At 66.6% G+C, this 24,554-nt stretch carries 26 protein-coding genes and 1 tRNA gene; 9 read left to right on the forward strand and 18 right to left on the reverse strand.

The window, feature by feature from the left end:
* Positions 1–15: 15 nt before the first annotated feature.
* The 7 genes from gcvT to ABJK40_RS19715 all read right to left on the reverse strand — a co-directional run bounded on the left by gcvT (position 16) and on the right by ABJK40_RS19715 (position 4,591).
* Positions 16–1,077, reverse strand: a complete 1,062-nt coding sequence (gene gcvT, locus ABJK40_RS19685) for a glycine cleavage system aminomethyltransferase GcvT (protein ID WP_348481827.1) — start codon at positions 1,075–1,077, stop codon at positions 16–18.
* Positions 1,074–1,577, reverse strand: a complete 504-nt coding sequence (locus ABJK40_RS19690) for a MerR family transcriptional regulator (RefSeq protein ID WP_348481825.1) — start codon at positions 1,575–1,577, stop codon at positions 1,074–1,076. Before ABJK40_RS19690 ends, gcvT begins: the two co-directional genes overlap by 4 nt.
* 105 nt (positions 1,578–1,682) lie before the next feature.
* Positions 1,683–2,168: a bifunctional nuclease family protein gene (locus tag ABJK40_RS19695; RefSeq protein WP_348481823.1), complete on the reverse strand. Its 486-nt coding sequence runs from the start codon at positions 2,166–2,168 to the stop codon at positions 1,683–1,685.
* A gap of 34 nt (positions 2,169–2,202) precedes the next feature.
* Positions 2,203–3,051, reverse strand: coding sequence for a MerR family transcriptional regulator (locus ABJK40_RS19700; protein WP_348481821.1), 849 nt, complete (start codon positions 3,049–3,051; stop codon positions 2,203–2,205).
* 10 nt (positions 3,052–3,061) lie between these two features.
* Positions 3,062–3,550, reverse strand: a complete 489-nt coding sequence (locus ABJK40_RS19705; RefSeq protein WP_348481819.1) for an FHA domain-containing protein — start codon at positions 3,548–3,550, stop codon at positions 3,062–3,064.
* Positions 3,551–3,560: 10 nt separating this feature from the next.
* Positions 3,561–3,947 (reverse strand): glycine cleavage system protein GcvH, encoded by a 387-nt coding sequence (gene gcvH / locus ABJK40_RS19710; protein ID WP_348481817.1) that lies wholly within the window; start codon positions 3,945–3,947, stop codon positions 3,561–3,563.
* Positions 3,944–4,591, reverse strand: coding sequence for a CDP-alcohol phosphatidyltransferase family protein (locus ABJK40_RS19715; RefSeq protein ID WP_348481815.1), 648 nt, complete (start codon positions 4,589–4,591; stop codon positions 3,944–3,946). The genes gcvH and ABJK40_RS19715 overlap by 4 nt, the downstream gene beginning before the upstream one ends.
* Before the next feature lie 48 nt (positions 4,592–4,639).
* Between ABJK40_RS19715 and ABJK40_RS19720 the strand changes: the two genes are divergently transcribed.
* Positions 4,640–5,044, forward strand: a complete 405-nt coding sequence (locus tag ABJK40_RS19720) for an HIT family protein (protein WP_348481813.1) — start codon at positions 4,640–4,642, stop codon at positions 5,042–5,044.
* Here the strand turns inward: ABJK40_RS19720 and ABJK40_RS19725 are convergent.
* Entirely contained in the window at positions 5,016–5,777 is a 762-nt protein-coding gene (locus ABJK40_RS19725) for an SOS response-associated peptidase (RefSeq protein ID WP_348481811.1), read from the reverse strand. The two genes, ABJK40_RS19720 and ABJK40_RS19725, sit on opposite strands and share 29 nt — an antisense overlap.
* Positions 5,778–5,889: 112 nt before the next feature.
* Between ABJK40_RS19725 and ABJK40_RS19730 the strand changes: the two genes are divergently transcribed.
* The 4 genes from ABJK40_RS19730 to ABJK40_RS19745 all read left to right on the forward strand — a co-directional run bounded on the left by ABJK40_RS19730 (position 5,890) and on the right by ABJK40_RS19745 (position 11,480).
* The gene (locus ABJK40_RS19730) at positions 5,890–7,497 is read left to right on the forward strand and encodes an acyl-CoA synthetase (RefSeq protein ID WP_348481809.1); all 1,608 of its coding nucleotides are present in this window, start codon (positions 5,890–5,892) and stop codon (positions 7,495–7,497) included.
* Between the two features lie 98 nt (positions 7,498–7,595).
* The gene (locus ABJK40_RS19735; protein WP_348481807.1) at positions 7,596–10,148 is read left to right on the forward strand and encodes an AMP-binding protein; all 2,553 of its coding nucleotides are present in this window, start codon (positions 7,596–7,598) and stop codon (positions 10,146–10,148) included.
* Positions 10,145–11,173, forward strand: coding sequence for an extracellular solute-binding protein (locus ABJK40_RS19740; protein ID WP_348510381.1), 1,029 nt, complete (start codon positions 10,145–10,147; stop codon positions 11,171–11,173). Before ABJK40_RS19735 ends, ABJK40_RS19740 begins: the two co-directional genes overlap by 4 nt.
* 160 nt (positions 11,174–11,333) lie before the next feature.
* Entirely contained in the window at positions 11,334–11,480 is a 147-nt protein-coding gene (locus ABJK40_RS19745; protein ID WP_348481803.1) for a hypothetical protein, read from the forward strand.
* A 102-nt stretch (positions 11,481–11,582) separates the two neighbouring features.
* Here the strand turns inward: ABJK40_RS19745 and ABJK40_RS19750 are convergent, their stop codons facing one another.
* From ABJK40_RS19750 to ABJK40_RS19780, 7 genes are all read right to left on the reverse strand, one after another.
* Positions 11,583–12,002: a pyridoxamine 5'-phosphate oxidase family protein gene (locus tag ABJK40_RS19750; protein ID WP_348481801.1), complete on the reverse strand. Its 420-nt coding sequence runs from the start codon at positions 12,000–12,002 to the stop codon at positions 11,583–11,585.
* A gap of 210 nt (positions 12,003–12,212) precedes the next feature.
* Positions 12,213–12,286 (reverse strand) — tRNA-Pro (locus ABJK40_RS19755).
* A 90-nt stretch (positions 12,287–12,376) separates the two neighbouring features.
* A complete protein-coding gene (locus ABJK40_RS19760; protein ID WP_348481875.1) occupies positions 12,377–13,681 on the reverse strand; it encodes a DUF4185 domain-containing protein in 1,305 nt (434 codons plus the stop codon).
* 67 nt (positions 13,682–13,748) lie between these two features.
* On the reverse strand, positions 13,749–14,861 hold the full coding sequence (locus tag ABJK40_RS19765) for an NAD(P)/FAD-dependent oxidoreductase (RefSeq protein WP_348481799.1): 1,113 nt from the start codon (positions 14,859–14,861) through the stop codon (positions 13,749–13,751).
* Positions 14,862–14,871: 10 nt separating this feature from the next.
* The gene (locus ABJK40_RS19770) at positions 14,872–15,090 is read right to left on the reverse strand and encodes a hypothetical protein (protein WP_348481797.1); all 219 of its coding nucleotides are present in this window, start codon (positions 15,088–15,090) and stop codon (positions 14,872–14,874) included.
* Between the two features lies 1 nt (position 15,091).
* A complete protein-coding gene (gene der / locus ABJK40_RS19775) occupies positions 15,092–16,501 on the reverse strand; it encodes a ribosome biogenesis GTPase Der (RefSeq protein WP_348481795.1) in 1,410 nt (469 codons plus the stop codon).
* On the reverse strand, positions 16,498–17,946 hold the full coding sequence (locus ABJK40_RS19780) for a DUF512 domain-containing protein (protein ID WP_348481793.1): 1,449 nt from the start codon (positions 17,944–17,946) through the stop codon (positions 16,498–16,500). Before ABJK40_RS19780 ends, der begins: the two co-directional genes overlap by 4 nt.
* A gap of 48 nt (positions 17,947–17,994) precedes the next feature.
* Here ABJK40_RS19780 and ispH point away from each other — a divergent pair, with 48 nt between their 5' ends.
* Positions 17,995–19,083 carry a 4-hydroxy-3-methylbut-2-enyl diphosphate reductase gene (gene ispH, locus ABJK40_RS19785; RefSeq protein WP_348481791.1) on the forward strand — a complete coding sequence of 363 codons (1,089 nt, stop codon included), beginning with the start codon at positions 17,995–17,997 and terminating at the stop codon, positions 19,081–19,083.
* 42 nt (positions 19,084–19,125) lie between these two features.
* On the opposite strand, the gene ABJK40_RS19790 is transcribed toward ispH, so the two are convergent.
* Both ABJK40_RS19790 and ABJK40_RS19795 read right to left on the reverse strand, forming a co-directional pair.
* The gene (locus ABJK40_RS19790; protein WP_348481789.1) at positions 19,126–20,337 is read right to left on the reverse strand and encodes an acyl-CoA dehydrogenase family protein; all 1,212 of its coding nucleotides are present in this window, start codon (positions 20,335–20,337) and stop codon (positions 19,126–19,128) included.
* 67 nt (positions 20,338–20,404) lie between these two features.
* Entirely contained in the window at positions 20,405–21,073 is a 669-nt protein-coding gene (locus ABJK40_RS19795) for a transglutaminase-like domain-containing protein (protein ID WP_348481787.1), read from the reverse strand.
* A 61-nt stretch (positions 21,074–21,134) separates the two neighbouring features.
* Between ABJK40_RS19795 and ABJK40_RS19800 the strand changes: the two genes are divergently transcribed.
* The 3 genes from ABJK40_RS19800 (at position 21,135) to ABJK40_RS19810 (ending at position 23,974) form a co-directional block, all read left to right on the forward strand.
* Positions 21,135–22,688, forward strand: coding sequence for an AMP-binding protein (locus ABJK40_RS19800; RefSeq protein WP_348481785.1), 1,554 nt, complete (start codon positions 21,135–21,137; stop codon positions 22,686–22,688).
* A gap of 46 nt (positions 22,689–22,734) precedes the next feature.
* A complete protein-coding gene (locus tag ABJK40_RS19805) occupies positions 22,735–23,511 on the forward strand; it encodes a glycerophosphodiester phosphodiesterase family protein (RefSeq protein WP_348481783.1) in 777 nt (258 codons plus the stop codon).
* Between the two features lie 163 nt (positions 23,512–23,674).
* Complete coding sequence (locus ABJK40_RS19810; protein WP_348481782.1) at positions 23,675–23,974, forward strand: WhiB family transcriptional regulator; 300 nt, start codon at positions 23,675–23,677, stop codon at positions 23,972–23,974.
* 49 nt (positions 23,975–24,023) lie between these two features.
* Here the strand turns inward: ABJK40_RS19810 and ABJK40_RS19815 are convergent, their stop codons facing one another.
* Positions 24,024–24,542: a gamma carbonic anhydrase family protein gene (locus ABJK40_RS19815; RefSeq protein ID WP_348481780.1), complete on the reverse strand. Its 519-nt coding sequence runs from the start codon at positions 24,540–24,542 to the stop codon at positions 24,024–24,026.
* Between the last annotated feature and the right edge of the window lie 12 nt (positions 24,543–24,554).

Genomic DNA, 24,554 nt, shown 5'->3' on the forward strand with positions numbered 1-24,554 from the left:
ACGTGCGCGCACGACTCAGCGCAGGAACGGGAGGTCGACGATCGTTCCGGCGAGCGCTTTGCCGCGCACGTCGATCTCGACGCCTCGGCCGGACTCCAGGTCCGGCGTGACGAAGCCCATCGCGATGCCGTGGCCCAGGACGGGTGAGAAGTTGCCACTCGTCACGACGCCGACCGACTCGCCGTCGATGCGGATCTCGCAGCCGGTGCGCGCCGGCCGGCGCCCCTCGCTGGTGATGCCGACCAGGCGACGGGCCACACCGGCGGTGCGCTCGGCGATCGCGGCATCGCGCCCGACGAATTCGGGCTTGTCCCAGGCGACGACCCATCCGAGCCCGGCTTGGAGGGAGGTGATTCCCGGCCCCAGTTCCTGGCCGTGCAGCGGGAGACCGGCCTCGAGCCGCAGCGTGTCCCGCGCCCCCAGGCCCGCAGGGGTGACGCCCGCGTCGACGAGCGACTCCCACAGGGCGGGAGCACCACCGATCGGGACGGAGATCTCGAGGCCCGGCTCACCCGTGTACCCGGTGCCGGCCACGACGCAGTCGATGCCGCCCCAGTCGCAGTGCGCGACGCGGAAGCGACCGACCGCAGCGGCGTCGGGGAAGATCGGATCGAGGAGGGCCCGGGCGTTGGGGCCCTGCAGGGCGATCACCGCTCGGGTCGACGTCGTGTCGACCCCGCCGAGCGCAGTGACCACCCGGTCGGTGTTCGACGCATTGGGCATCACGTCGAAGACGTCGGGTGCACCGTCGGGGCGCGGGTGCCACCAGACGATGATGTCGTCGAGAACGCTCGCGTCGTGGGCGTCGAGCAGGTGCGTGTACTGGGCGCGCCCCGGAGTGATCTTGGCCAGGTCGTTGGTCAGCGTCGTCTGCAGGCGCTCGTACGCACCGGGACCGTCGACGCGCATCGTGCCGAGATGCGAGACGTCGAACATCGCTGCGCCACCACGGCAGGCGAGGTGTTCGGCGATCGTTCCCGTGGGATATGCGATCGGCATCTGCCACCCGCCGAAGTCGACGAGGTTCGCGCCGAGCGCCAGATGCTGTGCCGCCAGCGGGGACTGGCGCAACGTCATCCGAGTCTGCGGATCGGCGCGCCGTCCGCCGGCATGTCGGCAACCGGCGGAGCCAGGTCGGCCTCGAGCTCGGTCCGCACGCCGCCCATCGAGAGCACGTTCAGCACGCTCTGGCCGGTGTTGATGAGGTCGATCAGTTCACCCTGGTTGTTGCACAGCGTGACGCTGCCGCCGTCGATGACGATGTGCGCGGCCGCGATGTCGACGCCCACGTGCTCCCGGAGGTTCTCGAAGACCTTGCGGACCTGTTCGAGCTTGATGCCGGCGTCGAGCAACTTCTTGATCGCCTTCAACTCCAGGAGATCGTTGTAGGAATACCGGCGACGGCTGCCACTGCCGGCCGCGTCGTTGAGCGACGGTCGGATCAGGTCGGTACGTGCCCAATAGTCGAGTTGGCGGTAGGTGATGCCCACCACCTTGGCGGTCCGCGTCCCACTGAAGCCGACGACCTCAGGAGCGTCGATCGCGTCGGTCAGCGGAGTGTGCGATGTGTTCGTCATGGGTGTCCCAACGTCCGGACAGGCACGTAGTTACGCGCATGTGAGGTCGTGACCTTACGCATGCGTCGACGCGACGTCAACCTCTGGTCGAGGGTTCGAGGAACGTCAGGCGAAGTCTTCGGGGTTGACCTCGTCGAGGAAGTCCTTGAACTCGTCGATGATCTCGGCGGCGTCCTCCTCGGGCTCCTCGGGCGGCTCCTGGCCGTGTTCGGCGAGCAGTTCGTCACCGGCGAAGAGCGGGGCGCCACAGCGCACGGCGAGGGCGATGGCGTCGGACGGACGACACGAGATGACCTTGTCGCCGTCGGCAGCCGTGATGTGCAACTCGGCGTAGAAGGTGCGCTCACGCATCTCGGTGACCACGACCTTGTCGAGCGATGCGCCCAACTCGTCGATCGTGGTGAGGAACAGATCGTGGGTGAACGGCCGCGGGGGCTCGATGCCCTCGAGCGCATAGTGGATCGCCGAGGCCTCGGGCGTGCCGATGTAGATCGGCAACAGGCGATGACGGCCCTGCTGCTCGCGCAGGAGGACCATCGGGGTGTTCGCCGGGATCTCGACCCGGACGCCGACGAGTTCGACAGGGATCACGCTTGCGAGCGTAGCCGCGCCGACGCGCCGGCGGTCAGCGATCGAGGTGCTGGCGCAGCAGCGTGCGCATCATCGCCGCTCGCAGTTGCCCACCGAACTGAGCCAACTCGTTGAGTTGTGCGACGGCGTGACCGTTGGACTGCGGGTTGCGCTGGCGGATGAGCGGTTGGATCACCTGTTCGAACAGACCGGCCTCGCGGTCCGCTGCGACACGCCAGCCACGCAGGTGGCGGGCGTCGACGCCGAGATCGAGGAACCGCTTGGCGATGCGGGCGATCTCGAGCGCGTCCTCGTCGTAGCTGCCGTTGGCAGCCGGCACGACCACACCGTACGACTCGGCCAGCGCGAGCTGCTCGGCGCTGAGTCCCGACATCGAACAGACCTCGGATGCGTCGAGCACGACGCCCGAGCGCTGGACGCCCGATCCGGTCTCGTCTCGCACCGGGGGCGCGGCCACGTGGGTCCTCGGCTCCGTCGAGGGTGGCACGCCCCGAGCGGCCGAGCCGCTCGACGCCGGGTGACGCGACGCGCCGAGCGAGCCGTCGACGGGGACCTCGGCGGTCTCGTCGACCAGGTGCGAGAATCCCCGCGGTCGCTGGAGTTCGCTGGTCGGGTCGATCTCGCCGGTGTCGAGGCGATCCTTGATCACCTTGAGCGGCAGGAAGTTGTCCTTCTGCTCACGCAGGACGCAGCGCAGCAGTTCCACGTCGTCGTCGTAGAACTTGCGGTATCCCGACGCCGTGCGCTCCGGTTGGATCAACCCCTGGCTCTCCAGGAAGCGGATCTTGGAGATCGTGACGTCGGGAAAGTCCTCGAGCAGCAACGCGAGGACCTCGCCGATGGAGAGGTGCGACCCCGGTGCAGCATGCGATGTCGCGGTCATCGAGACGTCGTCACCCATCCGAACGCTCGAAGAACACGAGACGGAACTTGCCGACCTGCAACTCGTCGCCGTGGCGCAGCAGCATCCGGTCGATCCGTTCCTGGTTGACGTAGGTGCCGTTGAGCGATCCGGCGTCGGAGGCGATGTAGCCGTCCGAGGTGCGTTCGATGTCGACGTGGCGACGCGACACGGTGATGTCGTCGAGGCTGATCTCGCTCTCGGGGTGGCGTCCCAGGCGGGTCATGTCGGCGTCGAGGGTGAACCGGTCGCCCGCCTGCTCCCCGGCGCGCACGATCAACACGCCGACCTCGATCGGCAGGTCGCCGACGGGGACGACCAGGTCGTCGTCGACGCCGGGCGCGTCCTGCAGTGGGTCGATCCGCGTGAGGGTGATCGTGCGATCGTCGAGTCGGTCGAGAGGCGACCCGCAGCTCGAGCAGAACGTGCTCGACGGCGGGTTGCGGTGCCCACACTGGTTGCAGAAGACGTACTCGCTCATCGTTGCTCGATCATCCCTCGGTGAGTTGGCGGTAGGCGGCGGCGTCCATGAGGCCATCGAGTTGCGCCGGGTCGGCCATGTCGATCCTCACGATCCACCCCTCGCCGTACGGATCCGAGTTCAGCAGTTCGGGTTGGTCGTCGAGAGCACTGTTGGCCTCGGCGATCGTGCCCGACACGGGGGCGTAGATGTCGCTCACCGACTTGGTGCTCTCCACCTCGGTGAACGTGTCGGCGGCCGCGACCTCGGACCCGACCTCGGGCGCTTCCACGAACACGACGTCACCGAGAGCGTCCTGGGCGTAGTCGGTGATCCCGACCGTGATCGTGGAGGAGTCACCGTCGACGCGGATCCACTCGTGGTCAGAGGAGTAGCGGAGGTCGTCGGGGATGTTCATCGGTCGTCAGTTCCTGTCGAGGTCGAGGCTCGGCCCGCGGCGAGTCCGGATCGGATGAGTGGAATATAGGCGATTCCGGTCCAATAGCTCAGAACGAGCCCGGGGACGCCGAACGCCCAGGCCAGCACGGCGAAGAACGGCGCCTCCCACACGTCGGTCGAGCCGATGAGGAAGCTGGGGACGGCGCCCATCAGCAGGAATGTCGCGCACTTGCCCAGCCACGTCACCCCGAAGCGTTGCATGTGCAGGAACAGCACACCGACCGCGATCGCGCCGCCAACGAGGAGCTCGCGGACGAGGACGGCCACGGCGAACCAGATCGGGATCGATCCGTCGACGATGATCGCGATGACGGCGACGAAGAAGAACAGTCGGTCGACCGTGGGATCGAAGATCTTGCCGAACTCGCTCCCCTGGTCGAAGCGACGGGCGATGTATCCGTCGACCCAGTCGGTGCTGCCCAGCCCGGCGAGCAGCCATGCGGCACCTGCGCGGTTGTCGGCACCGAACAGCAGGTAGAGGAACAGCGGGAGGCACAGCAGTCGCACCAGCGTGAACGCGTTGGGCACCGTCCACACGCGATCGAACACGCCCTCGGGCTCGCCGGGCACCCGGGAGTCGAGGGTCGGGTCGGCGGTGCTCACGCGGCCAGGTTACGCGTGGCCCTCCGTCGATGCGTCATGATCGGAGCGATGACCACCATCTTCACCAAGATCATCGACGGCGACATCCCCGGCACCTTCGTCCACCGCGACGACCGGTGCGTGGTGTTCATGTCGATCAACCCGATGGCCCCGGGCCACGCACTCGTCGTGCCCATCGAGGAGATCGACCACTGGATCGATGCATCGCCGGCCCTCGCCGCTCACCTGTTCGCCGTCGCCCACCGGGTCGGTCTCGCACAACAGCAGGTGTTCGGCTGCGAGAAGGTCGGGATGATCATCGCCGGCTACGAGGTCCCTCACGCCCACATCCACCTCGTGCCGACGAACCAGATGAGCGAGTTGAGCTTCGCGAATGCCGCGTCGTCCGTCGATCGCGACGACCTGGAGGCCGCGGCCACGCGCATCAGAGCAGCGTTGGAGTCTCCGGGCTGACGGGCGCGACCTCGTCGATCAGGTCGGGTCGGTTGTTGCGCACGGAGTTCACGTCGGTCGACACCGGGTGCATCGCGAGCGAGGTGTCGGCACTCATGTCGAACAGCGTGCTCAGCGAGACGGTGTCGTCGTTCGTCGGATCGAGCCATTCGGCCCACCGCGAGCGCGGAACCATGACCGGCATCCGATCGTGGACCGGTGACATGACCTCGTTCGCCGACGTGGTGACGACCGTGGCCGACTGCAGCCACATCGCCGAGCCGGCCGCCTCGCTGGCCACCGGGTCCTTCCACGCCGTCCAGAGTCCCGCGACGGCCATCGGCTCGTCGTCGCTGCGATGGATGAACATCGGCTGCTTGGCCGGCTTGCCCTTCGTCGTGAGCGGGCCTCCGGCCGCGCCGGCCATCCACTCGTAGAAGCCGTCCATCGGGATCAGGACTCGCTTCTTCGCGAAGAGGGCCTTGAAGGCCGGCTTCTCCGCGAGGGTCTCGGAGCGGGCGTTGATCATCCGCGACGCGATCTTGCGATCCTTCGCCCAACCGGGGATCAGGCCCCAGTGGAACGCTTCGAGGCGCGGTGCGGCGTCGGGCTCGTTCCTCGGAGCGACGACCGCGTACACGTCGTTGGTCGGCGCGACGTTGTAGTTCTCGCCGAGGGACTCGACCGCGACCTCGGCACCGAAGAAGGCCGCCACCTGGTCCGGTGGGCTGGTGGAGACGAAACGCCCGCACATGAGCCGCCCATCGTACGGCATCCGTCGGTAGCAGCGCAGGCGGGCCAGGTCGAGGCCGGCGATCGTGGCCCCGACAAGTTCCGGAGGTTGCCGAACTGCTACACCATCGGTCATGGGGAACTGGAACTTTGCCGACATCTGGGAAGTCGTGGCCGAGGAGCAGCCCGACGCTGACGCACTCGTCCACGGCACGATGCATCGGTCGTGGGGCGACTTCGACCGCCGTGCGGACGGACTCGCGCGTCACCTGATCGACGCGGGACTGGAGCGCCAGCAGGCGGTCGCCCAGTACCTCTACAACGGGCCCGAGTACGTCGAATCGATGTACGCCGCCTTCAAGGCGGCGCTCGTGCCCGTCAACACGAACTACCGCTACACCGCCGACGAGTTGCTGTATCTCTGGGACAACGCGGACGCCGGCGCCGTCGTGTTCCACGGATCCTTCGCTCCGACGATCGAGACCATCCGCGACCGCCTGGCGAACGTGCGAGCCTGGCTGTGGGTCGACGACGGCGAGGGAGCGTGTCCCGACTGGGCCACGCCGTACGAGCGGGCTGCGACCACCGAGACCGGTCGTGTCGTGCCGGAGTGGGGACGCACGGGCGACGACCTGAACATGCTCTACACCGGAGGCACCACCGGCATGCCGAAGGGCGTGATGTGGCGTCAGGACGACCTGGCGGTCAAGCTCACCGCCACCCTCGGCAATCCCCTCGCCGACGACGGATCACCCGAGGACCTCCGCGGCACCTTCACCGGGCCCGCGTCACGATTCCTCCCGGCGTGCCCACAGATGCACGGAACCGGCAACTTCCCCGGTCTGTCCACGCTCACCTCCGGGGGATGCATCGTCACGCTGGAAGGACGCACCTTCGACCCGGTCGAACTGCTCGACACGATCGAGCGCGACGGCGTCACCAACATCGCGATCGTCGGTGACGCATTCGCGAAGCCGATCCTGCGCACGCTCGACGCCGAACCCGATCGTTGGGACCTGTCGAGTCTCGTCGCCATCGTGTCGTCGGGGGTGATGTGGAGCAAGGAGTCCAAGCAGGGACTGCTCGGTCACCATCCACAGATGTTGCTGCTGGACGCGTTCTCGTCGTCGGAGGCGCTCGGCATGGGATCCTCCGTCTCGGGCGCTGGCCAGGCGGCCGAGACCGCCAAGTTCGAACTCAGCCCCGAGACGATCGTGATCGACGACCTGAACCGGCCGGTGGTGGCGGGCTCCGGCGAGATCGGTCGTCTGGCGGTCGGCGGGCGACAGCCCCTGGGCTACTTCAAGGACCCGGCCAAGACCGCAGCGACGTTCCTGGAGATCGACGGCGGGCGGTACTCGTGCCCCGGCGACTTCGCGACGGTGGAGGCCGACGGGACGATCACCCTGCTCGGACGCGGTTCGGTGTGCATCAACACGGGCGGCGAGAAGGTCTTCCCCGAGGAGGTGGAGGAAGCCCTCAAGACGCACGGTTCGGTCCTCGACGCCGTGGTCGTCGGGATTCCCGACGAGAAGTTCGGCGAAGCGGTCACCGGCGTCGTGCAGTTGCGGTCCGGCGAGTCATTCGACGAAGCGGCGGTCATCGCACACGTCCGCGAGAAGTTGGCCGCGTACAAGTCACCGAAGCGGATCCTCACGGTCGACACCATCGGTCGCGCCGCGAACGGAAAGGTCGACTACAAGCGACTGAGAGCCGAGGCGACGGCACTGCTCACGACCTGAGGCCGCCGAGAGCACCGAGGTGCTCCGTTCGCGACATCCGGCGAACGTCACCTGAAGGAGAGTTGTCGCTCTGTGTTCGGTGTGCCTACTATCGCCCGGTGTCCGTATCGACGCTCGAAGGCCGAACGTTCGTGGCCGACCTGTTGCAGGGTGCCGACGGTCCCGCGCTCGTGTGCGGCGACACGACCGTCGGGTACGACGAGCTGCGAGATCGCATCGAGCACTTCGTCCGCTTGCTCGACGTCGCCGAGCGATCGCTCGTGGTGGTCGAGATGGAACGCACCATCGAACACGTCATTGCCTACCTGGCGCTGCTCGATGCGGGTCACGTGCCATTGCTCGTGGGTGAACGCGGTGTCGACATGGTCGACGGGTGGCGACCGAGCGCATTCGTCCGGGTCGGCTCGACCGGCGAGTTCGAGGTCGAGAGGTACCCGGACTCCGAACGGATCGAGCTCCACGATGACCTCGCACTGCTGCTGAGCACGTCGGGGACGACCGGGAGTCCCAAGCTCGTCCGACTGTCGCACGAGAACCTTTCGTCGAATGCCCGGGCGATCGCCGAGTACCTGGGCCTCGACGAGTCCGATCGGGGCGTCACGACGCTCCCCCTCCACTACTGCTACGGCCTGTCGGTGCTACACGCTCATCTCGTCGTCGGCGCATCCGTGGTGGTCACCGTGGCCTCGGTGGTCGATCCGTGCTTCAGATCGGCGATCGAGACGCATCGGGTCACGAACATCGCCGGTGTGCCCCACACGTTCGAACTTCTCGACCGTGTCGGGTCCGATCGGATCCGGGTCCCGTCGCTTCGTTTCGTCACGCAGGCCGGCGGACGCCTCCCCCGACGGTCCGTCACGCGCTGGGCCGAGCGCACGAAGGCCTGGGGAGTCGACTTCTTCGTGATGTACGGCCAGACCGAGGCGACTGCCCGGATGGCGTACCTCCCGCCGGAACTCGCGAGCCGGCGTCCGGAGTCGATCGGCCGTGCCATCCCCGGCGGGGAGCTCTCGATCCGCTCGTCGGACGACGACTGCGACCAGGACCCCGATGTCGGCGAACTCGTCTACCGCGGTCCCAACGTCATGCTCGGCTACGCCGAGAGCCCCGCCGACCTGTCCCTCGGACGCACCGTCCACGAACTGTCGACCGGTGACCTCGCACGGTTCCACGCCGACGACGCAGTCTTCGAGATCGTCGGGCGCCGATCCCGTTTCGTCAAGCCGCTCGGTCTTCGCATCGATCTCGACCACATCGAGGACCGCCTGGGTCGCGACCTCTCGGGCGACGTCGCGATCACCGGCGACGACGATCGTCTGGTCGTCCTCGCTCCGGGCGCCGACGCCGACGCCGTGACCGAGCGAGTCCGTGCCATGACGTCGCTCCCACTCCCGATGGTCGTCGTCGTGACCGACGTCGAGATCCCGCGGACCGCAACCGACAAGGTCGACTACCCCGCGATCAGCCTCGAGGCGCGCGTCGACGGGCCGTCGTGCCCGGGCGAATCCGTCGCCTCGGCGATCGCGTCCGTGCTCGGTCGCACGTCGATCGGGCCCGACGACACGTTCGTGTCCCTCGGTGGCGATTCGCTCAGCTACGTCGAGTGCTCGATACGACTCGAGCGGGTACTCGGTACGGTCCCGACCGACTGGCACGTCCTTCCCCTCCGCGACCTCGAATCGCTCCCCCGTCCGACGACACCACGACGGTGGTGGTCCGCGACCCGTACCGACACCACGGTGCTCCTGCGCGCCATCGCCATCTGCCTCGTGGTCCTCACGCACATGCGGATCATGTTCTTTCCCGGTGGAGCCCACCTCCTGCTCGGCGTCGTGGGCTTCAACCTCAGCCGCTTCCTCCTCCCGATCCCATCGACGGGCGATCGCATCCGAGCCGGGCTGCGAACCGCGGCACGAGCGGCTGTTCCCGCCGTCGCGTGGGTGGCCGTGGGGATGGTCGCGTTCGGCGCCTACAACGTCGGGACGCTGCTGCTCGTCAACAACTACGTCGGCCCGCCCGGCCACCGGGACGACCTGTGGCACTTCTGGTTCATCGAGGTCTTCGTGCACGTCGTCGCCCTGGCCACGGCCCTCACCGCGATCCCCGCCGTTCGTCGCCTCGACGGTCGCTTCGCATACGGCCTGCCGCTGGCCGTCCTCGCTGTCCTGCTGTTGCCCCGTCTGGAGTGGGCGTACATGGACGGCTGGTACAACCTGCGGTTCCGCACGCACGGTGTCGCCTGGTTGGTCGCTCTCGGTTGGCTGATCCATCGCTCCGACACGACCGCGAAGCGTGTGGGGACGTCGGCGATCACGTTCGTCGTCGTGATCGACTTCTTCGACTACCTCCCCCGCGAGCTGTTCATCGCATGTGCTCTCGTGGTGCTGGTCTGGATGCGTGATCTCCCGATCCCTCGGCCGATGGTCTCCCCGATCGGCGTGATCGCGTCGGCGAGCATGTGGATCTACATCACCCACTTCACGATCTGGCCACGTCTGGCCGAGGTGATGGACGAACGGCTCGCCTACATTGCCACGGTCGCGGCGGGCGTCGCGACGTGGGTCGGCGTCGAACAGGTCGTCAGGATCGCAACGCGAACCTGGTCCAGCCGACGAAGCACCACCGCCCACCTCACGAGGAGCACACCGTGACATCCCATCATCACCACCGCAGTCGTTGGATCGCGAGCGCCGTCGGCGCCATGAGCGTCGCGCTCGCCCTCGGGGCCTGCTCGGGTGACGACGGCGACACCTTGAAGGTCTACAGCGGACGCCACTACGGCATCGAGACCGCTTTCGAGAAGTTCACGGAGGACACCGGCATCGAGGTGGAGTTCCTCACCGGCAACGACGGCGAACTCCGCGAGCGCATCGCGTCCGAGGGCGAGAACACCGACGCAGACGCCTACATCACCGTCGACGCCGGAAACCTGGTGCAGGCGACACAGGACGGCCTGTTCCAGCCGATCGACTCCCCCGTTCTCGACGCTGCGATCCCGGCCGAACTCCGCGATCCGGACGAGAACTGGTTCGGTCTCACCATCCGAGCACGAACGATCATCTACAACTCCGATCTCCTGAGTGAGGACGAGGTCCCGACGACGTACGAGGAACTGGCCGAGCCCGAATGGAAGGGCCGTCTCTGCCTGCGCAACTCTCTCAACGGATACCAACAGTCGCTCGTCGCCAGCCTGATCGCAGAGGACGGCGAGGACGGAGCGCGCGACGTGCTGCAGGGTTGGAAGGACAACGCCGAGATTCTCGCCAACGACGTCGTCATCATCGAATCCGTCGCCGACGGTCTCTGCGAGGTCGGCATCACCAACCACTACTACCTCGGGCGTGCGCTCGAGGAGAATCCGGACCTGCCCGTCGACCTCGTCTGGGCGAATCAGGCGGATCGCGGTGTCCACGTGAACATCTCCGGTGGCGGCGTTACGAAGTACTCCCGACATCCCGAGATGGCGCAGGAGTTCCTCGAGTGGCTGGCGACCGACGGTCAGGGAATCCTCGTCGACTCGAATCACGAGTACCCGGCGAACCCGTCGGTGCCGGCCGAGCCGTTGATCACCGAGGAGTTCGGCACCGACTTCAAGCGTGACGATCTCGGCGCCGACGAACTCGGACGCCTGAACCCCGATGCGATCCGCTTGATGGACGACGTCGGCTATGGCTGATCCGCCCGGACCGGAAACGACGACGGTCGGACACGAGGTCGGAGTGGACGACGGTGTTGCCACCATCCCGCGAGCGCCGTCATCGTGACGCTGCGCAACCGACCCCACGAAGGGTCGAAAGGACCTACCCGAATCCGCTCGGGCGTGCGGAAATGGAGACATGACCAACCAGCAACGCCACATGTGCCCGTACTGCGACCTGCTGTTCAAGTACCACAACGAAGTCGTCGACCACATCCGTCATGACCATCCCGAGCACGCCTCGGTGGTCGCGGGGATCGAACCGCACGAACTGCCCCACGACTGACGCCGGACACCGGTCCTCCAGGCTCCGTCGCCAACTCCAGCGTGGCGGCCCCTTCGAGGTCGAGGTCACCACCGCTCATCGCCCGCCGGTCCCTGGCGACCGTCAGTCTGCCGAGACGGGGAACCGGCGACCGCTGATCACAGTGGGCGTCATGCGGACATAGGTCGGCTTGGGGCCCGCCTGCCATGTCGGCACCTCCATGTCGAACGACGACGTGATCTGCTCGTGGCCCCGAAGCTGCTCCGCAGTACCTTTGGCGACCACGCTCCACACGAGTTGCTCGGCGACGTCGACTTCGTCGGCTTCGAACGTGCACGTGGGGTCCTGACCGATGAGCGTCAGCTTGGTTCCCGTCGCCGTGCGGAAGACGATCGTCCCACCGTCCACGAGGTGGTTCACGGGAAAGACTTCGATCTCGTCGTCGTTGTGGAGGGCGATGCGTCCGATCGGAACGGTGCGCAGGAGTCCCCAACACTCTGACGTGGAGAGTTCCTCGATGTCGGACGCAGATTTTGGCTCCATTGCTTCACGACTCAGCCGACGTGGTCGCTTGGCCGGCTCGCGGTGCTTCGACGAGGATCTCGGTTCCGTTCTCCGCGGGTTCCATCCCACCATCAGACTTCCTGACGACGTTCGGCAGCAGGGCCGAAGGTCCTGATCGGTGTTCCACCCGGTCGAAAACGAAGAAAGTCCCGGCCGGAGGAAACAACCTCTGACCAGGACTTTCGTACGTCGGGCTGACAGGATTTGAACCTGCGACCCCTTGTCCCCCAGACAAGTGCGCTACCAAGCTGCGCCACAGCCCGTGACGTGCCTCACTCTATCAACCGGAGATACGTATCCGTCCGCAAGTCGTCCCGCCGATCGACGATGCGGACGGCGCTCTTCGCCTCGCATCACCGGGAACCGCCGACCCGACGGGCGGGAACTGACGCAGCGGCGTGGGTCGTGATCTCGCCGAGATCCACCGGCCATGGGAACGCGAAGACGCCGGGCCGGTAGAGCGGCGGATCTGCGACCGCATTCATCCAGTCGGTTGCATTTTCGGAGATTGCGATGGTGATTCCCGCCTCCGGTGAACTCCACGGCAGGATGATCGGTTGATACGAGTTCTTCTCGACCGCGGCGAGTCGACCGGTGTACGTGCGTTGATCGACCGTTGTCCACGGTCCCCAGGGATGCTCGGCGACATCGAGCAGGACTTCGCGGCTGTAGAAGCCATCCTGCTGGACAACCGACACCCAACGTCCGTCGAGGTAGCGCGGTTGCATCGTGTTCTCGGCGAAGAAGCGATTCGAGATCGGCACCGATGACGAGGCATCGTCGGCCCATCCCGTCCCGTTCCAGTACTCGGGCGCTTGATCGAGTTGACCGCGAGGAACTCGCGCGAGGTACATCTTCGTCGCCGAATGGGGTCCGTTGAAGAACCCGCCCTCGCGTGCGAGATTCAACATGTTCGTGTTGCCGAACAGATAGCTGTGGTGATCGTCTGAGGCCACTGCGAATCCATAGATCGGATCCACCCCGGAATTCGGAGCAGGCGCGAAGGAGAGCCGCTCCAACGTCGTCACGTCGTACTCGGCAAGCCACGTCTTCGTCGGATGACGGATGATTCCGTCACCGGGGCCCGGTCGCGGAACGGACGGGATGGTTTCGGCCCAGAAGACCCTGACGACGTCGCCGTCGACTTCACCGCCGAGCGGCCAGAGGAACCGGTTGCGATCGACATGACCGTCACCAATCTCGAAGTTGAGGCGCTCCGTCGGCGTTCCCCTGTGAAGCATCGCAAAGCAGTTTCCCGTTTGCTCGAAGGCGACGTTCTGATTCTGTTCGCCACCGTCATGGAGTGTTCGGGCATCGCCCGATAGGTCGATGTACGTGTCGTGATTGAGCCAGAGCCACCGCTCGGGTCCGAGTTGGATCACGTGCGGGTTGTCCCAACCGATCAACGAGCCACGGCGTTCGCCGAAGAACATGTGGAGGTCGGAGCTGGACAGGCTCCGTGCGCATCCCAATGCCGTCTCGACCAGCCCGATGTCGTTGACGAACGGGTGCGCCGCCATCGCCTTCGAGTCGGATGCCGGCTTCGGCGAAGCAAGTGCTGGTACGGTCACGCCTGCCCAGTAGATGGTCAGGCTCAAGGCAGCAACGCCTGCCACCACTCGGCAGGTGTTGATCAGTCGGGTATTCCCGAGTTGCATCCCCACCCGGTCATTATGTCGCACCGGCTGCCAGCGCGCGAATTCGTCGGCCGTCCGCCGACGTAGGTCACCGGACGTGGATCGCCGCTGCGATCTCGTCGGCCTCGGCGATGAAATCGGGGTGGAATGCCGTCAGCTTCGCAGGGTTCAGTCCGGCGGTGAACAGGCCGGGGGCCTGCTCGAACGGCGACTCCTTCACCACCGGCCACCCGTCGACGACGACGTCGGGCGGCAGGAAGTCGTGAAGCGCCGGCGTGTACCCGACACCGGCGATCACCACGTCGACCTCCACACGCGTTCCGTCGGTGAGCACACACTGCCGACCGTCGATCCAGTCGACTGCGGCCACGACCGCGATGCGCCCGGCCTTCACGTCGTCCACGAAACCGCTGTCGAGTGTGGCGCCCGACGCCTCGGCGACCCGGCTGAGCCTGCGCTGTGGAGGGCCGAGCCCGAAGGGCTTCATCCTCCCGAACAGGAGGGGCTGCATCAGTCGGCCACTCAGGTCGACCATCCAGCCGGGAAGGCGACGGCCGAGGCGAGCGAACTCGGTGAGGTTGCTGCCGAAGAGTTCGCGCTTCGCCCACACCGGTCGAGTGCGCATCGACAAGGTGACGTCGACGTCGGCCGCACGCAGCAGGTGGGCGATCTCCGTGCCGCTGTTGCCGGCACCCACCACCAGCACCCGTCGCCCGATGAACGGGCCGGGATCGCGGTACTCGGCCGCATGCATCACGTGGATCGACGTCGTGTCCACACCCGTCCAGACGGGCGACTCCGGCACTCGGTTCCGGCCGGTCGCGACGACGACGGTACGGGCGATGATCGGGGCAGCACCCTCGAGCGTCACCACCCAGTGATCCCCCTGCTCGGCACGCTCGACCGTCCGGACGGTCGCACGGATCGGCTCGACGCCCAGTTGATCCGCCGCCGACTCGATGTGATCCGCCCATTCGTCACCCGTGGGCCAACGTCCGACGTCGTCGGGAATCGTGGTGCCGGGAACCAGCGAGGCGTCGCGTTCCGTGTTCAGGTGGAGCCCGTCGTACCGGGCACGCCACACGTCACCGAGGCGATCGGCATGATCGACGACGGTGCACTCGAGACCCCGCCGCTGCAACGCCTCCACGACGCAGAGCCCGGCGTGGCCCGCACCGATCACCACGATCGACCGGTTCAACGAGCGGGCCTCATGTGACCAGTTGCACCAGGCGCCAACCGAGGTACACCACCGTCATCCCCACCAGCAACTTGAAGTGCCACGGAGTCTTCTCGTCGTCAGTGCTGTCGACCTCGGCGTCCTCGTGACCCTCCGGGAGTTGGATCGGGCGTCCGCACGACGGGCACGAACCGTCGGTCTTCACGGAGTTCGGCGTGAAGTACTTGGCGCACTCCTCGCACCAGGGCACGTCAGCTCTTCTTCCGGACGCGCATCTTGATCGCGGTGGAGCCGAGGCTGAACTCCTCGCGGATGACACGCTCGAGGTACCGCATGTACGTCGCCGGGATCTCGCGGTTCACGAAGAGCGTGAACGTGGGCGGGTCGGTCGCTCCCTGCACGGCGTAGAGAACCTTGGCTCCCTTCGGGCCGGGTTGACGTTGCTGGGCCGCCGAGATCACCTTGTTGATGTCTCGGGTCGGCACCCGCGTGTGGTACTGCGAGATGGATTCGCGTAGGTGCGGGAGGAGTCGGCCGACGTTCTTGCCCGACAGAGCCGAGATCTTCAGGATCGGTGCGTCGCCCACGAAGGCGAGCTTGCGGTGCAGTTCGCTCATCACCTCGATTCGGTCGTCTGCCGACACCAGCTCCCACTTGTTCAGCACGATGAGGATCGGACAGCCCGACGCGTCCACGCGCTCGGCGAGACGCTGGTCCTGCGCCGTGACGCCCTCCGTCCCGTCGATCACCAGCAGTGCGACGTCGGAGTCGTCGATGGCTCGCAGCGCGCGCACCATCGAGTAGTACTCGGCGGAGTCGTCGATCTTGCCCTTGCGACGCATACCGGCTGTGTCGACGAAGACCATCGGGCCCTCCTCGGTCTCGACGAGCGTGTCGATGGCGTCACGGGTGGTGCCGGCCATGTCGTGGACCACCGCTCGGTCCTCGCCCACCAACCTGTTGAACAGCGTGGACTTGCCGACGTTGGGGCGACCGACGATCGCGATGCGCGGTGCGGCGACCACGTCGTCGGGATCCTCGGGCCGGTCGGGGTCGATGTCGCGACGGGCGCGTGCCTCCTCGGGGAACCGGGAGATGACCTCGTCGAGCAGGTCTCCCGCGCGGCGTCCGTGGAGAGCGCTGACCGGGAACGGGTCGTCCAGTCCGAGTGCGAGGAACTCCCACCGGTCGGCTTCGCGCCGATCGTTGTCGGCCTTGTTCGCGACGACCATCACGTCGGTCCGGCTCCGTCGAAGCCAGTTCGCGATCAACGAGTCGTCGTCGGTCAACCCGACCGATGCGTCCACGACGAACATCACCACGTCGGCGGTGGCCACGGCTTCCTCGACCTGCTTGGAGACCTTGTCGTCCAGTTCGGTGCCGTCACCTTGGGGCATCCAGCCGCCGGTGTCGATGACCAGGAACGGCACGTCGAGCCACGACGCTTCGAGCACCTTGCGGTCGCGGGTGATACCCGGGCGGTCCTCGACGATCGCTTTCTGGCTCCCGAGGATCCGGTTGAACAGCGTGCTCTTGCCGACGTTGGGTCGCCCGATGATGACGACGGACGGAAGGCCCCCGCCCGACGTGTTCTCGGTGGAGAGATCCGTGGCCTTCTCGATGGTGTTCTCGATGGTGTTCTCGCTGGGCAGATCGGTCATGGTCTTCCTTCTTCCAATGCCGCCCGGAGTGCGACGCCGTCGGTGGCGACGACCTCGACCGGGCGGGGCAGTTCGTCGACGGTGACCCCGTCGAGAAAGCGTCCTTCGTCGGACAGGCACACGTCGGGCAACAGGTACCGGTGCCCCTCGGGTTGCTCGCTCAGCACCCGGCCGACGTCCTCACCGGTGATCAGACCGGTCACCCCGGTGTTGCCGCCGAAGAAGTCGTTCCGAACGGCGAGAATGCGGATGTCGTCTCGCTCCAGCGACGCGATCAGTGGCTCGATCACGGGGGCTCCGAGCGTGCCGGTGAGCACTCCGATCGGAGCGGTGCGGCGCGGGCGCAGCGAGATCGACTGCGCGACCGCTCCGCCGTGGCCGCCGGACACCGGTGCGGCTGCGGCGTCGGGACTGCACGACGAGCGCAGTCCGGTGTAGGCGGCCGGGTTCGGTGGGGCATCGACCGATGCGAAGAACCCACGCTGCACGCCGGTCACGTCCGCCGCCGTGCCGTTGAACTCGGCTTCGAACGTGCGCGCCATTCCGATGCCGTCCTCGTGCATGGCGAATCCGTCGTAGCGTTCGGCGTCGGGGAACGGTCGCTGTGCCATCAGGTAGTACTCGTCCGCGGCGTAGACCATCCGCTTGCCCAGCGTGGCCTGGAACACGTCCTGCCAGTCGGTCACCGTGTCGACCACGGCCTGCGCCTCGGCGAGCGTGTGGAAGCGCATGGCGTCCTCGCCGTTGAACTTCGAGATGCCGAGCGGCACCACCGCCACCGAGTCGAGTTCGGGATACTGATCGAGCACGCCGGCCAGCGTGTCGTCGAGAATCGACCCGTCGTTCACGCCCGGACACACCACGATCTGACCCTTCACCACGATGTCGTGATCGAGCAGCGCACGGAGCCAGCGCAGGCTCATCGCTCCTCGCGGGTTCTTCAGCATCTGGCTGCGCACGTCGGGATCGGTCGAGTGGATGCTCACGTGCAACGGCGAGAGTCGCTCGGTCACCACACGTTCCAGGTCGGCTTCGGTGAACCGGGTGAGGGTGGTGAAGTTCCCGTAGAGGAACGACAGCCGGTAGTCGTCGTCCTTCAGGTACAACGAACGGCGCATCCCCTTGGGGAGTTGGTAGATGAAACAGAACTCGCAGTGGTTGTCACACGTGCGGACCCGGTCGAACACCGCACTCGACACCTCGATCCCGAGCGACGCACCCTCGGCCTTCTCGACCGTCATGGACAGGTCCAGGCCACCGCGCAGCACGTCGAGTTCCACGTCGGCCTCGTCGGTGGCCATCTGCCACTCGATCACGTCGCGGGGCACCTCACCGTTGACGCGCACGATCTCGTCGCCGGGCAGCACGCCGATCGCCTCGGCAGGCGAACCGGGCGCCACCGACACCACGAGCGGTGCGAGCGAACGATGGAGGGTCGTGGACATGGGGACGCCACGCTACCGCCGCCCCCTTCTGGGTAGATTTGGTGAGACATGAGCGACGAACCTCCGTCACCGACCACGCCCCTCGGGCAACCGTCGACCGTCAGCGCCGTGAACAAGGTGCTGCTCGCCGAACCCCGCGGATTCTGCGCCGGCGTGGAGATGGCGATCAAGGCGCTGGCCTGGATGGTCCGGTCCTTCCCCGGCCCGGTGTACTGCTACCACGAGATCGTCCACAACAAGCTCGTGGTCAACCGGTTCGAGGCACAGGGAGTGGTGTTCGTCGACGAGATCTCCGACGTGCCGCCGGGCAGCCCGATCATGCTCTCGGCCCACGGGTCGGCGCCCGAGGTCGTCGAGGCCGCTCGCGCCCGTGGCTCCTACGTCGTGGACTCCGTGTGCCCCCTGGTCACCAAGGTCCATCACGAGGTCAAGGTGCGCGCCGGCAAGGGGTACCGCATCGTCTACATCGGCCACGAGGGCCACGAGGAAGCGGTCGGCACCATGGCCGTGGCGCCCGACTCGATCGACCGCGTCGAGTCGGTCGACGAGGTCGAGGCACTGGCGGCCACCGACGAGCCGGTCGCTCTGCTCGCGCAGACCACCCTGTCGCACCGGGACTGGGAGGACGTCGCCGTGGCGGTCAAGGGTCGCTTCCCCGACGTGTGGACGCCCGGACGCAGCGACCTGTGCTTCGCCACCACCAATCGCCAGGCCGCGATCGAGGAATTGGCGCACCGCAGCGATGCGATCGTCGTGATCGGCTCGGCCAACTCGTCGAACACCGTGGCACTCGAGAAGCTCGCCCGACACGAAGGTTGCGAGCGCGTCTACCGCGTCAACACGGTCTCCGAACTGCCCACCGACCTGGTCGGAGTGGTCGGCGTGACCGCGGGGGCGTCCGCGCCCGAAGAACTCGTCGAAGCCGTGATCGAGTTCCTCGCGCCCGTCAACGGGTGCGAACTCGTGGTCGTCACCGACGAGGACGAGTACTTCCCCCCACCGCGCAACATCCGCGAGCTCCAGGCGTCGATCGAGGACGCGTCGACGGTCCTGCTGGGTGGCAGCCTGCTCGACCGGCCGGGAATGGACGACCGCAGCCTTCCCGCCAGCGCAGTACTCGCCAGCCTGACTCGCTGACCACCCTGACACGCACGACGGTGCCGGCGTCGGTCCGTCGACTCAGTTGCGCGGGACCTCGCTCCACGGGACCTCGCGGTCGACGCGTACGTCACCGGGCAGTCCGAGCACGCGCTCGCCGAGGATGTTCGCCATCACCTCGGTGGTGCCGCCCTCGATCGTGTTCGCTCGGCTCCGCAGGAACGCCTTCTGGAGGGTGTCGGAACCCATCGCCGTCTCGGGACGGATCATCTCGTAACTGCCGTACAGCATCGCGTCGGCACCGAGCATCGACATGACCTGCTCGTACACCCGCTGGTTCAACACGGCGCCGGCCATCTTGCCGATGCTTCCCTCGGGGCCCGGGTCGCCCATCTTGCGGTTCTGGTTGGCGCGAACGTTGGTCAGGCGGAGCACCTCGGCTTCGCACCAGACCCTCATCACCTCGTCACGCGACACCGCGTCCTTGCGTTCGGCGGGCAGTTCCTCCCACACCTTCGTGAGCGACGCGATGGTGCCCGAGCCGCGCTGCGGCATGCCGCCGCCGATCGACTGCCGCTCGTTCATCAGCGTGGTGAGCGACACCCGCCAGCCGTCACCGGGTCCGCCGAGCATCTCGCTCTCGTGGATCTTGGTGTCCGAGAAGAACACTTCGTTGAACTCGGCTTCGCCCGTCATCTGACGCAGCGGGCGGACCTCCACGGTCGGGTCCTCCATGTCGACCACGAACGCCGTGAGACCTGCGTGCTTCACCGCCTGGGGATCCGTGCGCACCACCAGCAGCCCCCACTTGGAGAGGTGGGCCAGCGTGGTCCAGACCTTCTGGCCGTTGCAGACCCACTCCTCGCCGTCCTGCACGCCGGTTGCCGACAGCCCGGCGAAGTCCGAACCCGAGCCCGGTTCGGAGAACAGCTGACACCAGATCTCCTCGCCGGTGAACAGCGGGCGCAGATAGCGGGACTTCTGCTCCTCACTCCCCCACGCAACCACCGTCGGGCCGGTCATGCCGTGACCGATGGGGTTGCGATACATCGCGTTGGGTCCGCCGGCGGCGAACACCCGCTCGTTGATGATCCGCTGCAGCTTCGGATTCAACCCGAGACCACCGTGACCTTCCGGGAAGTGCACCCACGCCAGGCCCAGATCGAACTGTGCCCCGAGGAAGTCGGTGGGGGCGGTGTCAGCCGGTGGGTTCTGCTCGAGGAGTTGGTCGACCAGTTCGCCGACCCGACGTTCGTCGGTGGACAACTCGGTTGTTGATTCGATCACGGTCATGTGGCGCAAGTTATTGCGGATCCGCTCCGTGCACGAAGTCGGACCACTCCGATCGGATTCGGGCCGGTCAGTTGAAGATGGCGGTCGACCAGGCGATCTCGTCAGCCTCGACGTCGGCCAGTTCCGGGATCTGGGCCCTCATCTGCATCACCAGTGCCAGCTTCAGTTCGTCGGATCGCCCGTGGAAGATCGACCGGAGGTTGTTCAGCATGCGGACCACGATCGGCTGGGCGAGCGTGGGCTCGAGGAAGCTGTCGCGCCAGGCGACCTGGCCGCGCGTGACCCGCTCGAACAGTTCCCGTGCGTCCGCCGCGTCGAGTTCGTTGCCCCCGGCGAACGGATCGAAGAAGCGGGCGGGCCCGTCGACGGTGCGGACGAGGAAGTGGGCCGGCATTCCGATGCCGACCAGATTCACCCCCACCCTCCTCGCGACCTCGATCATCAGCACGGACAGGCTGATCGGGATGCCCACCCGCGTGTCGATCACGCGGTCGAGGCAAGAGTTGCGCCAGTCGTAGTAGGCGTCGGTGTTGCCGCGGAACCCGAGGTCGCCGAACAGATATCGGGCGACCCCGTCCGGCGTGGGCGTGGGGCAGTCACCGGCGAGCAGATCGAGTGCGGCCAACCATTCGATCTCGTCGAGCGGTCGCTGGATCGTGCTCGACATGGCCAGGCAGGCCTCGTCGAGGTTGATCTCGGTGGAGTTCACCACCTCTGCGAATCGAGCGACACTCACGAACGGCCACGCTATCCCTGCATGCGAAACGGGGCGGGTGGCTCGATTACGTTCGGCAACCATGTTCCCAGGCGCACACCTCGACACCCACGGCGACAAGCCGGCTCTCACGATGGCCAATTCCGGCTTCACGCAGACGTTCCGAGAACTCGACGCGGCGGCCAACCGTCTCAGTCGGTTGCTCCGCTCGGCCGGACTCCGGCCAGGCGACCACATCGCGATCTGCATGGAGAACCACGACCGCTACATCGAGGTGATCTGGGGATGCCACTACGCCGGTCTCATCTACACAGCTGCGTCGTCGCGCCTGAAGAGTTCCGAACTGGAGTACATCGTCAACGACTGCGGGGCGCGTGCGTTCATCACGTCGAAGTACAAGGCCGATCAGGCCACGGAGATCGTCGCAGGCACTCCCGGCGTGGAACTGCGGCTGATGCTCGACGGAACGGTCGACGGCTACGAGAGCTACGAGGCCGCCGTCGAGGCGCAGTCGCCGGAGCCGCTGGACGAGGAGCGGATCGCCGGCCTGGACATGCTCTACTCGTCCGGCACCACGGGCATGCCGAAGGGCATCGCCCGGGAGTTCCCGAACTCGCCGCTCGCCGAGTTCAACAACGGCGTCACCGGCGTGTGTCAGCTCCTGTTCGGTGTCGATGACACCAAGCGCTACCTCTCCCCTGCGCCCTTCTACCATGCAGCGCCGCTGCGGTTCTGCATGTCGATGCACGCCCTCGGAACGGGAATCGTCGCGATGGAGAACTTCGACGCCGAGCGCTATCTACAACTCGTCGACGAGTACGACATCACGCACAGCCAGGTGGTTCCGACGATGTTCGTCCGGATGCTCAAGCTCGACGACGACACGCGTGGTCGGTACGACGTGTCGTCGATCGAATGCGTCATCCACGCAGCGGCGCCGTGTCCGATTCCCACCAAGAAGGCGATGATGGACTGGTTCGGGCCGGTGATCCACGAGTACTACGCAGGTTCGGAGGGCAACGGATTCGTCTACGCCTCCCCCGAGGGCTGGCTCGCTCACGAAGGCACCGTCGGGACTCCACTGAACTGCACCCTGCACATCTGCGGCGAGGACGGCGAGGAGCTTCCCCAAGGACAGCCCGGCACGGTGTTCTTCGAGGGCGGCGCTGCATTCGAATACCACAACGACCCGGAGAAGACGAAGAGTTCGCGACACCCGAAGGGCTGGTCGACACTCGGTGACGTGGGATACGTCGACGAGGACGGCTACCTCTACCTCACCGACCGCAAGGCGTACATGATCATCTCGGGCGGCGTGAACATCTACCCGCAGGAGGCCGAGAACGTCCTGGTCACGCATGACAAGGTGATCGACGTCGCCGTGTTCGGCGTGCCCGACGACGACTTCGGCGAGCAGGTCAAGGCCGTCGTGCAGCCACGTGAGATGCCCGCCGACGACGCCGCCGCCGAGGCGCTCGCCGGTGAGCTGATCCAGTTCTGCCGGTCCCAACTCGCCGACGTCAAGTGCCCCCGCTCGATCGACTTCCGGCCCGAACTCCCCCGGCACCCCACCGGCAAGCTCTACAAGCGGCTGTTGAAGGACGAGTACTGGAAGGCCGCCGGCCGATCGATCTGATCCGGGACCGGACCCGCCGTCTGCACGACCTGCGAGACTCGCCGCCGTGACGCGGCATCCGTATCTCGAACACCCCGACCTCGACCCGGCGTGGCCGATCGCGTTCGCTCACCGGGGCGGACACGACGTCGCTCCCGAGAACACGATGGCCGCCTTCGCGCACGCCGTCTCGCTCGGCTATCGGTACCTTGAGACCGACGCTCACCGCACGACCGACGGGGTGCTCGTGTCATTCCACGACCCGGATCTGACCCGCACGTGCGGACTCGACGCCCGGATCGGCGAGATGACCGGATCGGAGGTGGCGGGCGCTCGTGTGCGCGGTGCCGACGGCACCGAGCACCCCATCCCCCTGATGTCCGAGCTGTTCGAGGCCTTCCCGGGTGCGAGGTTCAACATCGACGCCAAGTCCGACGAGTCGATCGAGCCCCTCGCTGCTCTCGTCACCGAGTTCGACGCTCTCGACCGTGTCTGTCTCGCGTCATTCAAGCTGACCCGGCTGCGGCGCCTGCGTTCGCTGTTGGGTCCGCGACTCCTGACCAACATGAGTCCGACCGAGGTCGGGTCACTTCGCCTGGCGGGCCGACTGCCCCGTGGCGGTCACCGCGCTGCACAGGTGCCGGAGGCAGCCGGCCAGTTGACCGTCGTCAACGAGCGGTTCGTCGCCGGCGCCCATCGCCACGACATCCCCGTCCACGTCTGGACCGTGAACGAACGAGCCCGGATGGAACGACTCCTCGACATCGGCGTCGACGGCATCATGACCGACGAGACCGCCCTCCTCCGAGAGGTGTTCGTCGACCGGAATCTCTGGCCCTCCTGACCGCGTAGGCGGCTTGGCCGACCTCGTTCCGACGGCGTGCGGAAACCTGGCCGAGCTTTATTGACTGCACGATCGATTTGCTCTAGTCTGTGACCTTCACCGCCAGAAAATGACCGCTGACCTGGGGAGATCAGTGGTCCGAAGCTCGAAGGGGACCGGGTACATGACGACCATCGACGTGTCGATTGCGATGACGGAGGACCAAGACTGGATGGGCGAGGGGGCCTGCAAGGGTCTGACCCATCTGTTCTTCCCGACCGCTGCGGAACGACCGCAGGCACGGGAACGACGCGAGGACGCTGCGCAGGCCATCTGCGACAGCTGCCACGTCCGCGTGAACTGCATGGACTTCGCACGCGAGAACCACGAGTACGGCTTCTGGGGCGGCGAGTCCGAGGACCAGCGCCACGCCGCCGGTTACCGCCTGATCGCTCCCATCGGCGTGCGCGCCCGGGCGAGTTGACGTCCGAATCCACCGTCGGCGCCGGCATGACCCGTCCGCCGGGAGTCGCTCAGTCGATGCGTCGCAACTCTGTTCTGTACTGAGCAGCGCGCCGGACGTACTCCTGGCTGCCCAGGTCGATGTCCTCGCGTCTCGCTCTGCCTTCCTTGATGGTGGCGGGTGTACCCACGGCGATCGCACCCGTGGGCACCTCGGTGTCGTTGAGGACCACCGCGTTGGCCGCCACGATCGACCCGGTCCTGATGATGCAGCGATGCAACACCATCGACGCGTTCCCGATCAGCACGTGGTCCTCGATGGTGCAGCCCTCGAGGTGGATCAGGTGGCCGAGTACGCAGTCGTTGCCGACGATCGTGGGCCAGAACGGCGTGGTGTGGATCACCGCGTTGTCCTGCACGCTCGTGCGATCACCGATCGTGATCTCTCCGCCGTCGCCGCGCAGCACGGCTCCCGGCCAGACCGACGACTGCGACCCGATCGTGACCGAGCCGATGACGGTCGCGTCGGGATGGACGAACGCGTCCGAGCGGATGGTCGGTTCCTGGTCTCCGAGTGCATAGATGGCCACGGCGGCACGGTA

The organism is Ilumatobacter sp. (assembly GCF_039969435.1).
Classification (GTDB): domain Bacteria; phylum Actinomycetota; class Acidimicrobiia; order Acidimicrobiales; family Ilumatobacteraceae; genus Ilumatobacter_A.

Excerpts from the sequence above, each read along its gene's own strand:
- gcvH (WP_348481817.1), bottom strand. The coding sequence starts at position 3,947 with ATGAACATCCCCGACGACCTCCGCTACTCCTCTGACCACGAGTGGATC.
- ispH (WP_348481791.1), top strand. The coding sequence starts at position 17,995 with ATGAGCGACGAACCTCCGTCACCGACCACGCCCCTCGGGCAACCGTCG.
- ABJK40_RS19800 (WP_348481785.1), top strand. The coding sequence starts at position 21,135 with ATGTTCCCAGGCGCACACCTCGACACCCACGGCGACAAGCCGGCTCTC.
- ABJK40_RS19730 (WP_348481809.1), top strand. The coding sequence starts at position 5,890 with ATGGGGAACTGGAACTTTGCCGACATCTGGGAAGTCGTGGCCGAGGAG.
- gcvT (WP_348481827.1), bottom strand. The coding sequence starts at position 1,077 with ATGACGTTGCGCCAGTCCCCGCTGGCGGCACAGCATCTGGCGCTCGGC.
- ABJK40_RS19745 (WP_348481803.1), top strand. The coding sequence starts at position 11,334 with ATGACCAACCAGCAACGCCACATGTGCCCGTACTGCGACCTGCTGTTC.
- ABJK40_RS19720 (WP_348481813.1), top strand. The coding sequence starts at position 4,640 with ATGACCACCATCTTCACCAAGATCATCGACGGCGACATCCCCGGCACC.
- ABJK40_RS19780 (WP_348481793.1), bottom strand. The coding sequence starts at position 17,946 with ATGTCCACGACCCTCCATCGTTCGCTCGCACCGCTCGTGGTGTCGGTG.
- ABJK40_RS19725 (WP_348481811.1), bottom strand. The coding sequence starts at position 5,777 with ATGTGCGGGCGTTTCGTCTCCACCAGCCCACCGGACCAGGTGGCGGCC.
- ABJK40_RS19790 (WP_348481789.1), bottom strand. The coding sequence starts at position 20,337 with ATGACCGTGATCGAATCAACAACCGAGTTGTCCACCGACGAACGTCGG.
- der (WP_348481795.1), bottom strand. The coding sequence starts at position 16,501 with ATGACCGATCTGCCCAGCGAGAACACCATCGAGAACACCATCGAGAAG.
- ABJK40_RS19700 (WP_348481821.1), bottom strand. The coding sequence starts at position 3,051 with ATGACCGCGACATCGCATGCTGCACCGGGGTCGCACCTCTCCATCGGC.
- ABJK40_RS19810 (WP_348481782.1), top strand. The coding sequence starts at position 23,675 with ATGACGACCATCGACGTGTCGATTGCGATGACGGAGGACCAAGACTGG.
- ABJK40_RS19750 (WP_348481801.1), bottom strand. The coding sequence starts at position 12,002 with ATGGAGCCAAAATCTGCGTCCGACATCGAGGAACTCTCCACGTCAGAG.
- ABJK40_RS19705 (WP_348481819.1), bottom strand. The coding sequence starts at position 3,550 with ATGAGCGAGTACGTCTTCTGCAACCAGTGTGGGCACCGCAACCCGCCG.
- ABJK40_RS19760 (WP_348481875.1), bottom strand. The coding sequence starts at position 13,681 with ATGCAACTCGGGAATACCCGACTGATCAACACCTGCCGAGTGGTGGCA.
- ABJK40_RS19690 (WP_348481825.1), bottom strand. The coding sequence starts at position 1,577 with ATGACGAACACATCGCACACTCCGCTGACCGACGCGATCGACGCTCCT.